Origin of the sequence: Streptomyces echinatus (assembly GCF_014203595.1) — a bacterium.
Lineage (GTDB): Bacteria > Actinomycetota > Actinomycetes > Streptomycetales > Streptomycetaceae > Streptomyces > Streptomyces echinatus.
This window is the reverse complement of sequence record NZ_JACHJK010000005.1, coordinates 87,710-98,987: the sequence shown is the minus strand read 5'-3', so window position 1 is coordinate 98,987 and position 11,278 is coordinate 87,710. Positions and strand designations below refer to the sequence as shown.

The 11,278-nt window shown below is 65.3% G+C and carries 15 protein-coding genes; 10 read left to right on the top strand and 5 right to left on the bottom strand.

What is annotated here, in order from left to right; all coding sequences use genetic code 11:
• The first annotated feature begins 934 nt into the window (after positions 1-934).
• The 3 genes from FHS34_RS44170 to FHS34_RS15655 are packed head-to-tail and all read left to right on the top strand — an operon-like array spanning position 935 to position 2,400.
• A complete protein-coding gene (locus FHS34_RS44170; protein WP_184966329.1) occupies positions 935-1,096 on the top strand; it encodes a colicin E3/pyocin S6 family cytotoxin in 162 nt (53 codons plus the stop codon).
• Positions 1,089-1,418, top strand: coding sequence for a hypothetical protein (locus tag FHS34_RS15660; RefSeq protein WP_184965537.1), 330 nt, complete (start codon positions 1,089-1,091; stop codon positions 1,416-1,418). The genes FHS34_RS44170 and FHS34_RS15660 overlap by 8 nt, the downstream gene beginning before the upstream one ends.
• Before the next feature lies 1 nt (position 1,419).
• Entirely contained in the window at positions 1,420-2,400 is a 981-nt protein-coding gene (locus tag FHS34_RS15655; protein WP_308288292.1) for an ImmA/IrrE family metallo-endopeptidase, read from the top strand.
• 267 nt (positions 2,401-2,667) lie between these two features.
• On the opposite strand, the gene FHS34_RS15650 is transcribed toward FHS34_RS15655, so the two are convergent.
• The 5 genes from FHS34_RS15650 to FHS34_RS15630 all read right to left on the bottom strand — a co-directional run bounded on the left by FHS34_RS15650 (position 2,668) and on the right by FHS34_RS15630 (position 7,014).
• The gene (locus FHS34_RS15650) at positions 2,668-4,461 is read right to left on the bottom strand and encodes a hypothetical protein (RefSeq protein WP_184965527.1); all 1,794 of its coding nucleotides are present in this window, start codon (positions 4,459-4,461) and stop codon (positions 2,668-2,670) included.
• Positions 4,462-4,820: 359 nt separating this feature from the next.
• Positions 4,821-5,216, bottom strand: coding sequence for a hypothetical protein (locus FHS34_RS15645; protein WP_184965513.1), 396 nt, complete (start codon positions 5,214-5,216; stop codon positions 4,821-4,823).
• Positions 5,217-5,757: 541 nt separating this feature from the next.
• The gene (locus FHS34_RS15640; protein ID WP_184965511.1) at positions 5,758-6,138 is read right to left on the bottom strand and encodes a hypothetical protein; all 381 of its coding nucleotides are present in this window, start codon (positions 6,136-6,138) and stop codon (positions 5,758-5,760) included.
• Positions 6,132-6,560 carry an ATP-binding protein gene (locus FHS34_RS15635; protein ID WP_184965509.1) on the bottom strand — a complete coding sequence of 143 codons (429 nt, stop codon included), beginning with the start codon at positions 6,558-6,560 and terminating at the stop codon, positions 6,132-6,134. Before FHS34_RS15635 ends, FHS34_RS15640 begins: the two co-directional genes overlap by 7 nt.
• Positions 6,561-6,606: 46 nt before the next feature.
• Positions 6,607-7,014, bottom strand: coding sequence for an NUDIX hydrolase (locus FHS34_RS15630; RefSeq protein ID WP_184966327.1), 408 nt, complete (start codon positions 7,012-7,014; stop codon positions 6,607-6,609).
• Between the two features lie 109 nt (positions 7,015-7,123).
• Here FHS34_RS15630 and FHS34_RS15625 point away from each other — a divergent pair, with 109 nt between their 5' ends.
• From FHS34_RS15625 to FHS34_RS15595, 7 genes are all read left to right on the top strand, one after another.
• The gene (locus tag FHS34_RS15625; protein ID WP_028421051.1) at positions 7,124-7,912 is read left to right on the top strand and encodes a GntR family transcriptional regulator; all 789 of its coding nucleotides are present in this window, start codon (positions 7,124-7,126) and stop codon (positions 7,910-7,912) included.
• A gap of 167 nt (positions 7,913-8,079) precedes the next feature.
• Entirely contained in the window at positions 8,080-8,436 is a 357-nt protein-coding gene (locus FHS34_RS15620) for an SCO3933 family regulatory protein (RefSeq protein WP_030790247.1), read from the top strand.
• Entirely contained in the window at positions 8,436-9,812 is a 1,377-nt protein-coding gene (locus tag FHS34_RS15615) for an FtsK/SpoIIIE domain-containing protein (RefSeq protein WP_184965507.1), read from the top strand. The genes FHS34_RS15620 and FHS34_RS15615 overlap by 1 nt, the downstream gene beginning before the upstream one ends.
• A 34-nt stretch (positions 9,813-9,846) precedes the next feature.
• Entirely contained in the window at positions 9,847-10,467 is a 621-nt protein-coding gene (locus FHS34_RS15610; RefSeq protein ID WP_184965505.1) for a DUF2637 domain-containing protein, read from the top strand.
• A gap of 11 nt (positions 10,468-10,478) precedes the next feature.
• Positions 10,479-10,670 (top strand): mobile element transfer protein, encoded by a 192-nt coding sequence (locus FHS34_RS15605; RefSeq protein ID WP_103809705.1) that lies wholly within the window; start codon positions 10,479-10,481, stop codon positions 10,668-10,670.
• Positions 10,671-10,686: 16 nt separating this feature from the next.
• Positions 10,687-10,881, top strand: coding sequence for a hypothetical protein (locus FHS34_RS15600; RefSeq protein WP_184965503.1), 195 nt, complete (start codon positions 10,687-10,689; stop codon positions 10,879-10,881).
• Positions 10,882-10,906: 25 nt separating this feature from the next.
• On the top strand, positions 10,907-11,152 hold the full coding sequence (locus FHS34_RS15595) for a SpdD protein (protein ID WP_184965501.1): 246 nt from the start codon (positions 10,907-10,909) through the stop codon (positions 11,150-11,152).
• Positions 11,153-11,278 lie beyond the last annotated feature (126 nt).

The following is an 11,278-nucleotide window of genomic DNA, read 5'->3' as shown; positions in this document are numbered from 1 at the left end:
GCTGAGCGCCTCTCCACGCGCCGGGGAGGGTACATCCCGAAGGACGGCGAACTCTTCTCATACCGGAGCGTGCACAAGCATGCGGGATGCAATCGGTGCGGTGAGCTCTGCCTTAAGCGTGTTATGCGTCGTCGCTGCGCTCGTCTTCGCGGCTCGCCAGGTTGGCGAGACCAAAGACTCACGCGCAATGACGACCTTGCTGGCAGTCCACAAGGAGTGCCAGTCACCGACCCTGAACAAGATCCGCAGGCGGCACACGATGCCGATTACGCAGCCAAGCTGAAGGCTCCTGACCTGCGCTGTAAGAGCAGGTCAGGGGCTTGATCACCGAACTTACTTCTTCTTGCCCTGGGTCTTGTCGGCGATCTTGATGAGCTGCGTTTTCGCTGCTCAGAGCCGGTCGGCTCCTGCGCCTGGTGGTCGTCATTGGTCGTCCTTGGCCGCTGTCGAGCAGCCTCGGACGGCCCAGAGACGGCCCAGCTTCGCCACACCCGGCCGACTGCTGGCACCCCTCGCTTCGACGCGCGTGAACCTCAGCCGACGACAGTCAGCCACGACGACGGGTGAGCCGACCGACGGCGCACGCGTATGCCTCGTTCCACCCCCGCCGGTCTCCGACGCGCTGCCATTACGGTCGACCAGCGAGCCACAATGGCCAGCCCATGCCAACGATGCGGGAGCCTCGGCTTGGGCAGCTCGACCGGTTGATGCTCTCGGGGTGCGGAAAGCCGTCACTAGAGACTGGCCGCGGGCATGGGGGGCAGGTCAAGGGCGCTCGCGACTGGATCCGAGCAAATCCTCAGCCTTGCAGGAGTGCTACGGGTAGCATCGATCTCTCACTGAGAGTTACCGGGAGTCGCTGTTGTCCTACATACCCAGGCCGCGTCCCTGCTTCCTCGACAACCAGGAGTACTTGGGCGCGTTCAACGGCGAGATGCGGTGGCGTTCTAAAGACAAGCAACGCTACTACACTTGGGACAGGCTCCACGGAGAGATCGAAGTGTTCAACGCGCGAGGTCGCCATCTCGGCGCGTTGGACGCCGTAACAGGAGTGAGGATCAAGGACGCAAGAAAGGAGAGGCGGATCGATGTCTAGTCAGGAAGCCACCTTCGTCGACCGGGTGATGTCAGGTCAGGCTCTACTCATGGACATCGACGACTACGTTGATGAGTGGCATGACTCATCCGATGATCTCGGTCCGCTACACCAGTTTCTCGGGCTTACCGACGTTGAATACTCTCTCTGGGTCGAGCGTCCGGAGTCGATTAGGTTTATCATCGCCGCCCGGCGGACAGGTGTCACGCCCCAGCGTGCCCAGGATCTTTCCAGCGTAGCCCTTGCCGCACGCGCAAAAGACGACAGCGAAGCGGCGGGCGTTTTGGATTGGCTGATCAAAACCGGACGAGTCGAAAACTGAAGTGCCCCCTGAAGAGCAGCTTGCAGTCACACTGGTTGATCGGTTTTCTCTGACTCCTCCAGTGGATATCCATTCACTTGCTGCCCGCTACGCGGATATCCAGGAATGTGATTGGCCGTTCTCCTGTGACGGCGTGGTCCTCGGTTTGGGATCGCCCCGACCTAAAATCTTCTTGAAGAAGATCGACAATAGTCGACGTATGCGGTTCACGCTCGCACATGAATTGGGTCATGTTTTGCTGCCCTGGCATGTTGAAACCGTGCAATGCGATATGCAGCAACAGGGGTACCCCGAAGAGGTCACAGTCGAGTCGCCCAACTCTATTGGTATTGCACAGGAACATCAGGCGAACTCATTCGCATCGCACGTGCTAGTGCCCCGCGCGTTCTTGCGTGATATTGCCCCGGGATACGTGCGGGTTCCGGATGCGCTGGCCCGCCTTGAACAGGCAAACGTCTCAGCCGCAGCCGGCGTAGTTGCTTTGGCTAGCAGCCTTCCAGCTGGATATGTGTTTCTTGTCCGGGGAATGTCTCGGATGATCAGGAGTCCTGGAACTGAACTACCATTCAACTGGGCGGGAATCACTCCAGAGCTTCGCCCTGCCCTCATGGAATCATCGGTTGACTTTGGTCAAGTTACACATCAAGGCCAGCTGGTCGAGTGGTTTGAGTTCATCGAGTCAGCTAATTACAAGCCTCTAGATAACGAGCCCCGCAGCAGCATGGAAATTCTCATAGCTGCACTGCAGGGTTCTTCTCTGTGTCATGACGTAGATGCTGCGGCGCGCTCAATTACAGCCAAAGTGGGTGGCGTTTTGTCGGCGAGGCGTGATCTATCTAGCGTTCCGGACATCCAGGCCCTGCTGGCGTATAAGTTCTCCATGGACGTCAGGTATTCCAAACTCTTGGATTCTGCCGAATTTCGGCTCTATCTGACGAAAAAGAGTATTGAGGTAGCTGCAAAGAGGGATGCCCGTAGTTAGTCGAGACCCCGACCTTGATTACGCCTCCTATGCCGGATCCACCCCTACCTGTTGCCCTATGGCTCGTTCTCCTGATCGTCTCGCAGGTGCTCCATGGCGAAAGGAAACTCCTCCGGGTGATCTGCTGTTCGCGCAAGTGCCCACGCGCTGCGCGCGTCCATCCCGAGGCCGTACCCTTTCGCCAGGCGTCGAGCACGCCAGGTCGTAAGCGGTGCCAGCACCCAACGAAGCAAGGAAAACCGAACTCGTCGACTCTCGGAGCTCAGGTCAGGTTCGAAGCTCACCTGGGCCCCCGGCGGTGCTGGAATCCGAGGAGGAGCCGGAGGAGGAGCCAGGAGCTTGTTTGAGGGGGCAGGATGGTTCGAGGCATTCCGCGTGATTGCAGGTCTGGAGATTGGCCAAGGCGAGCCGGGCTTCGATCAGAGCGCGATCGTCTTGGCCGGGGCTTCCATAAAGGAAGCGTGACATGGCATCGACTGGAGTGTGAGCATTTCGAACGTCGGTGAGAATTCCGAATGTAGTGCCACTTTCCAGTCGCCCCTCATGAGCGGCTTTGGCCCAACCGAGTAGGACTTGATACGCTCGGTCACGCACGTCTGCCTGTTCCAGCGTCTGCATCCAACCGCTGATTAAGAAATCACGGATCACCGGCGACACTTGAGCAGAGGCCATAAGCCGGTCCAGAACGTTGTATGAAGGATCGGTAAGGGCTAGAAATGCCCGCGGGCCCGCAGCGTGGTTCGGATATTTTTCGAGCCATGTCTCAATCGTTGCGACGATCCTCTTAAGGCCGTCGCTGCTCTTTCCTGCGTAGCTTTCGAGAGCGGTAGCTGCGATGTGAGTGGCGTCATCTTCCATCGCAAGGATGTGACGCAGCCGGACGAGGGCCATGTGAGGCCATCGCATGCCGTAGCGGCCGGCGCATACCTGAGCCACTACCTTCCGATGTGACAGTTGTGGCTTTCTAGCCCAATCCAGCAGTTGCTTATGGGCGTCACGGGCAAGCTCTCCTGTTTCAGCGGCTTGCGTCATGAGTCTGGCGATTACGTCTATGCGTCCAGTGTCCGGGGATGCGCTCGTCCAAGCATCAAGGACGGTGAAGAAGGGAGGGTCCACAGCGGTCTTGGACAGATCCAATAGCCGGGAGCCAACCTGTTCTGCCCATGCCCTGGCCACGCCGTCCGAGGCGGTGATGCGAGTGAGCCACTTAACGGTCTCTGCTCGTTCGTCGGCCCAGTGATGCCAGTCCATGTGGATGGCCGAGGAAGCGAGGCCTGGCCTGCTATCAAAGGCTGCCGTATCACTGGGAGTCACGTCGACTCCCACGTCCCGCAAACGGCGCCGAGGGCTGCGGCCTTCGCGATAGCGCCGCGCGATCGGCTCGTCACGAGAACCGAACGCGGTGGCCGCCTTAATGCAGAGTTCTAGGGGGGCACCTTCGAGGTAGGCGGCAGCAAGCAGCATCACCCGATCCTCGCCACGGGTGCCCGTATCCGTGAGCTTCTTCTCCAAGAAGCTTGTCCATAGAAGGACCTCTTCCCGAATGCGACGAATCTCATCGAGCCCTTGCTCGTCTTTGTTGTCCCTCAGCTCTACGGCTCGGACGACGCGTTCAGGGGCGATGTTGCGCAGGCGCTCAGCGATCGCAACGGCGTCAGACGGGCTCACGCTACGCGTGATGAGGTCGGCTAGGACGCCCACGGTGGGATCGGAAGGGACGGGCTGGCGGAGCAGCCCGCGTGACATAGTGCGCTGAGGGTCGAGTTGTAGCCACTGTGCTTGCGCCTGGCATCCCAGGTAAGCAAGGTGGTTTCGAGCAACTTGGCCTGCATCAGGCCGCACCGCGACAACCTCGATGCGGTTGTCGCCCTTCCACGCGCCTTGGTTGGCGATGATGACCAGACACCCACCCTGGTCGTGGAGCTCCTCTGCCCACGCTGTGAGTGCCCGAGCTGTGGGCTCAGAGACGACACGGGATGTCGCATCGATCAAGTAACCGTGCCCAGCAGCCGGCTCGGGCAGTACCTCTCGTTCCGGAACTTCGTCTTCGTCCCAGTCCACTGCGAGATCGAAGAGCAGGGCTGCTCTCGATGGAGTGGCAAGGTGAGTATGCAGAGCACGAACTGCCGAGATGCGGCGTCCTGTGCCGCGCTCTCCCGCGATGACGGCGAGACCGTGCGCGGCAATTAGGTTTGCCGCTTGCTGCGGGGTCGGTGTGTGAGCCCAACGCGGCTCCAAGGCCGCTTCCCGGTCGCCACGCGGGACGGCGGGATGCGGCAACTTGGCCCGTCGTGTGATGTTGATGATGCCGGTGTTGTCGCGGCCAACTTGGATATTCGCGCCGGTGTTATTGATTGAGAACTGTCCGGGAAGTGGTGGACCCTCGGGACGCGGGGGCGTGACGGGCCCCTCTGGGGCAGTCACCTTCTCTCCGTGTTCAGGTTGCCGGAGTTGTCCCTGCCGATCTGGATGACGGACCCAGTGTTGTTAGACGCCGACTGGTTTACTCCCGTTTGCGCGTCTTCTTGCCGACGGCTCGCCAGCTCAGCCAGGATCTCGGCTGCCTCTGGAAAATCCTCCACTAGGGTCAGTAGTCGGCGGCTCCACCTGTCGCGGAGAACCGCTGGATCAAGCGCTGCTGCCTGCGCCTGGTCGGTGTCGAGCCTGGCCAGTTGACGTTCTTCCTCCTCCGGACCTGCATGACGGAACAGTCGGGCGGCCAGGGACCTCACCGATGCCCAGGTGTCCTTGGCCATCTCCCCTACCAGCGCGGCTGCGGCTGCCGTCGCGGTGGCGACCAACTGTGCGTGTTCCATCACAAATCCCCCCGCCGGGCATTCGCTTCGTGATCAGGCAGCGACTCTGTGCAAGCACATAGAGTCGCAGAAGCGGCGCGGGGGGAGGGGCAGACTCTGGTGCAATGACCGAAAACGGATGCATGGCTGCATCTGATCGCTGACGAGGCTATCCAGCGGTTTCACGCGCTTGGGCAACATCGGTTGCCAGACCGTCGACGGGCGGTGGAGCGGCTTTGGGGTGGCGCTGCTTTGGCGCGAGTGATCATGGCCCCGTAAGCTTCCGGCGCGTCGGGCAGTCTGTGGACCTGCCCGGTAAAGCACGACGTTGGGGCCATGATCTTCGAGGCTCGCGCCAAAGTGGCTCCGTAAAGCCGTGGAGCCGACCGCCCCAGCCACGACGTACCCCTTCTCTGACAGCAGCGGCAGATTGCCTCAGCGCGCGGCACGGGCGCCGGCCGGGCTGGAGCGGGGCGGAGACAGGAGCGCAGGCCCGGCCGGGGGCCGGGCCGCGCGCGGTGAGCGGAGCGAGCCGCCTTGAACCAGTAGAGAAAGTTGTAACTCACTCAGCCTGACGGGGCTTGAAGTTGTATGCGCACGCGGGCAGTTCGGCTGCCTGGCGATGCACGAGTGGCAGGAATAGCACCGGTCGGATCGTCCAGGTGATGCGGGTATCCGCGTGGGCCACAGACACCGTGCACGGTTCGGCGCGCAGCAGGGCTCGGCGGGTTTCGATGCGGCCCTCGTACAGCCACTCCCATGCCTCGTCGGAGGCGTCCGCGTCCAGGGCCGGTGAGATCGTGCGGAGTGCGACCGCTACCCAACGGTCTGCCTGGGGTGCCGAGTACGCGTCGAATGATGCCAGCAGTGCCGGCCCCCACTGCTCGGTCAGGTCCTCGGTCCAGCACTCGCACCAGAAGCCCCACTGCGGCGGCTTCAGCATGGGTGGCCTCCCGGACGGGCGTCCGCGTACAGCTCCGCGGTGACCGTGTGGCCCTGCTCGCTGTCGTGGACGACGACCCGGTGGGCGATGGCGCTGACCATGCCCAGTCCTCGGCCGTTCTCGGCGTCCTGGTCCTGGTGCTCGACCTTCGGGGCCGTTGCCGTGCCGCCATCGTCCGTGACGGACACCGCGACCACCTGTGCCGAGACGGCAACCGCGAGGTGGAAGCTGCCGTACTCCCGGCCGCTGGCCGTGTGAAGGATCGCATTCGCGCTCAGCTCGCTCACGATCAGTTCGGCGTCTTCGGCTAAGGGGGAGCCGCGCAGGATGTCGCGGGTCCAGCGGCGGGCCCGGCTCACTTCTTCGGGGAATCCTGGGCAACTCAGGCCCCAGACCCGGGCTGTACTCGTATACTCATGCATACAAGTTCCTTCGTGCTGGTAGGCCGCCATGTGCAGCGGGTTCGGGCTAGACGAGTTTCACGCCGTCGTGGGCGCGGATGGCCGGCGGGGTCATGGCGTCGAGAGCGTCCAGGACGCGGATCGCGTACGCCTCGTCGGCAAGCTCGGTGACCTCTTCGCGGGTGGCCCAGCGCAGTGCGCGGGTCTCGTCACCGGTGGTGGGCACACCGTCGGCGGCTTCACAGCGGAAGACCAGCGAGACGATCAGGCCCTTCATGTTCTTGTAGACGCCGGTCAGGGTCGCCGGAAGGGCGATCTTGATTCCGGTCTCTTCGAGGACTTCGCGCTGGAGGGCTTCGGGGATGGTCTCCTCGCGTTCGAGGACGCCGCCCGGCGGCTCCCACTTGCCGTTGTCCCGGCGCTGGATCAGGAGGGCCCGGCCGTGGTCGTCCACGACGACCCCGGCGACGCTCACGGAGTGCGGGCGTTCTGTGCTCACGTTCCTCGGCCCTCTCGGCTGACTAGGCTCTCCACCGTAGCAACAACACTCGCCCACTCGTCTAGATACCTAAAGGATTACTCACGTGAGCCCTCTCCCTTCGGGCCTCCTCGGTGATCTCGACCCCACGAGCGATCGTGCGGTCTTCCGGCAGATCGCCGACCAACTGCGCGAGGCCATCGACCGTGGGCGATTCCGCGAGGGCGAGAAACTGCCCTCCGAAGCCGACCTTGTCGACCACTTCGGGGTGTCCCGGATGACGGTCCGCAACGCCTTCTCCATCCTCCAGGGTGAGGGCCTGGTGCACGCCGAGCACGGCAGGGGAGTCTTCGTACGACCACGACCGCCCGTGCGGCGGCTCGCCTCGGACCGTTTCGCCCGGCGGCACAGGGAGCAGGGCAAGTCCGCGTTCATCGTGGAGGCGGACGCGGCCGGCAGTCACCCCCAGGTGGACAGCCTGGAGGTGAAGGAGGAAAAGGCCAGTCAGGACGTCTCTGCCCGGTTGGGCTCGGTGCGGCGCGTGCTGGCTCGTCGGCGCCGGTATCTGCTCGACGGGCGGCCGGTGGAGTTCGCCACCTCCTACCTTCCGCTCGACATCGCCCGCGGGACCCCGATCGCGGAACCCAACCCCGGGCCCGGCGGCATCTACGCCCGCCTGGAAGAGCTGGGCCACCGCCTCGACCACTTCGAGGAGGAGATCCGCGCCCGGATGCCCTCGCCCGCAGAGGTGAAGACGCTCCGGCTGGCCGCCGGTGTGCCGGTCATCCACCTCATCCGGACGGCCTTCGACACCGAGGGGCGGGCCGTCGAGGTCTGCGACACGGTGATGGCGGCGGACGCGTACGTCCTCTCGTACCAGCTTCCTGCGACCTGATCGTCATGATTTGCGGTGGTGCGCGGGGACGCTTCTCCGAACTCGTACACCCCAACACGCTTACTCGTATAGACGAGTGGGCAAGTTGTGTGGCAAGGTGAGTGCACGATCCCGATCAAGGGACTCGCAGAAAGCATCTTGTATAGACGAGTGGATAGGAGTGTGCCTTGCGCACCATCCGCGTGGAGACCTCTGGAGCGACGATCCTCCTCACCGAGGCGCCCGAGCCGAAGGTCCGCGACCGGCAGACCGGCGAGATCGCCAAGGACGCCAACAGCGGTGAGGCGCTGATGACCATCGGTGTCGTCTACATCGAGGACGGCGAGTCCTCGCTGATCAAGGTCACCGTTCCGGAAGGCGGCATCTCCGAGGGGCTGACCCTCGGGGCCCCGGTCTCGCTGCCGGGCCTCGTCGCCCGGCCGTGGGAGTCCGTCTTCAACGGACAGCAGCGCCACGGCATCGCCTACCGCGCTGCCGCTGTCACTCCGGCCGCCTTCCCGGCCGCGACCGGGGCCGCCGCCTAATGTCCGACCTGACGACGCTTCTGGAAGTGGGTGGTCCTGTCGCCGCACTCGGCGGCGGGGCCGCCTGCGCCCGGGCCAAGCACCCGGCGGCGTACTGGTCCACGGTCGGTCTGCCGGTGTCCACGGTTCGGCTGCTCAGCTCGTACGGCTCGGTCATGGAGGCATGCGGCCTGACCGTGGCGCCCTCCAGGCTGCGGGTGCTCGCCATGAAGGCCATGACGCAGCGCGAGATACGGCCCGTGCCGCCGCGTCGGGGCCTCATTCGGCCCACCACGACTGGGCTGCGGATACGCCTCCGCCTGGCCCCGGGCCAGGAACCCGCCGACGTCGCCGCCTCCGCCGAACGGCTACGGCACGCGTGGGGCGTGCACGCCGTGTACGTCACCACCGTCAAGCCGGGGGTCGTCGAGCTGCGGCTCGTGGGCTACGACGTCTTACGGCGGGTGCGTATGCCGCGCAGGATCGCGGGCGGCTTCCTGAAGGTGCCGGTCGCACTGCGAGAGGACGCCACGCCCTTCGTCCGCGACTACCGCACCATCCCCCACCAACTCACCCTCGGTGCCACGCTCTCCGGCAAGTCCATGTACCTGCGGCACCTCATCGCCGGACTCGCTGCTCAGCCGGTCGCCCTCGTCGGCATCGACTGCAAGCGGGGTGTCGAGCTGGCGCCCTTCGCGCCCCGGCTCTCCGCACTCGCGACCGACCCGGAACAGGCGGCTGAGCTGCTGCCGGTGCTGGTCAAGGAAATGGAGGACCGGTACGACCTGATCAAGGCCCGACAGGGCATCGCCCCCGGCATCCCGGACGAGGAAATCACCTCCGACATCTGGGGCCTGCCCGAGCACGAACGCCCGGTGCCGGTAGTGCTGTTCGTGGACGAGGTGGCCGAACTCTTCATGGTGGCCACAAAGAAGGACGAGGAACGGCGCGACGAGATGGTCACCCAGCTCATCCGCCTCGCCCAGCTCGGCCGCGCCGCCGGCATCTACGTGGAAGTGTGCGGACAGCGCTTCGGCGCCGAACTCGGCAAGGGCGCCACCATGCTCCGCGCCCAGCTCACCGGCCGCGTTTGCCACCGCGTCAACGACGAAGCCTCCGCCAAGATGGCCCTGGGCGACATCGCCCCCGAAGCGGTCTCCGCCGCCTGCTCCATCGCTCCGGAACGGCCCGGTTTGGCAGTGGCGGGCGACACCTCCGGCGGCTGGTCCCGCATTCGCACGCCATACCTCTCCCTCGGCGACGCTGCCAAGGCCTGCCGCGAGTCGGCCCACCTGGTGCCCGATCTCTCCGCCCTGAAGCCGTTCCGGCCCGACGTGCCCGAGCATCCGGTCGAGAGCACGCCGCCGGTCGTCCTGCCTCACCCGGTAACCGGCTGACCTTCCCCTGCCCGACTCCGGAAGGAGCCGCATCATGCGTACCCACCTGGCCCGCGTCGACGCGGTGCTCGTCCAGGCGTTCATCGCCGCCGCGCTGTCATTCGCCCACCTCCACGACGTCGCCGTGGCCGCCGGGCAGGACGGATGGAAGGCGTGGGCCTACCCCGTCTCCGTCGACCTGCTGCTGGTCGCCGCCTGGCGTCGACTGCGCTCCGGGCACGGCAAAGCGGCGGCCTGGTGCTGGTTCGTCATCGCACTCGCCGCCTCCCTCGGTGCCAACGTCGCCACTGCCGGCCTCCTCGACCTCGGCAACGTCCCTGCCTGGCTGCGCATTCTCGTCGCGGGCTGGCCCGCAATCGCCTTCCTCGGCGGAACCCTGCTTGCCCACACCGCGCCCAAGACGGACACCGAACCCGAGGTCATCGAGGACCAGGAGGACGAGCCCGAAACCGCGCCCGAGCCACCTGCCCAACCGGCAATCGAGGCACCACCGCAACCCTCGCCCGTACCCGTCCCGTCCGCCCTGGTCGACCACGCCCGCAAGGTCGCCGCCGAGCACCACGCCCGTACCGGCGTCCCGATCGACACCCCTACCCTCCGCGCCCGCCTCGGCGTCCCGGCCCCGATGGCCGAAGCCATCGCCGCCCACCTCTGAGAGGAGACCGCGTGTCCGCCAACCGCAGCTTCCGCAACGTCACCCGCATCGGCCCCGTTCAGGTCGGCACCGCTTACGACAGCCGGGGCCGTGAGAAGCACACCGCGGCCTGCACCGCCCCGCGCTGCGGCTTCTCCGCCGACTACGACAGCCGCGCCGCCGCCGAACTGGCCGCCCGCACCCACCGCTGCCCCGTCCGCTGAAAGGACCCGGACAACCGTGACCGTCAGCCTGCCGCTCGTCGTCGTCCTCGGCTTCTTCGCCTGGGGAGCGATCAAGTTCCTCGGCGTGCGCACCTGGATCGTCGTCCTGATCGCCCTGTTCGGCTTCTGGCTCTCGCACACCTTCCTGGCTCCCGCCATCGAGTCCGGCACCCGCTCCGGCGTGAGCGTCGTAAACGGCTCACATGCCTAGACGAGTAGATAAGGAGACGCCCGCTGTGTTCCTGCCCAAGTACCCGGACAGCCCCACCCCGCCGCCCGCCCACACCCGCGCACCGACCGACCCGGCTCCCGCCCGACGCGGCCTCCCGTCGCTGCCCGTGGACCAGAAGACGGTGGCGACGGTGCTCGTCGCCGGTGTGGTCCTCACCGCGCTCCTGGCCGCCGTCGCCGTCACGGCCATATCCGTGGCCGTCGCCGCTGTCGTCGTGCGCTCCCTGCTCCGCGACCAGTACCGGCGCTGACAAGCCGAACCGCACCCGGGGCGGCCGCGACACGGCCAAGCATCCGGCCGCCCCGGGCCATCGCTCCTGACCGATCCAGTCAGAAGGAGATCGCCATCTTCACCCGCACCACCCCGCCCCCGCTCC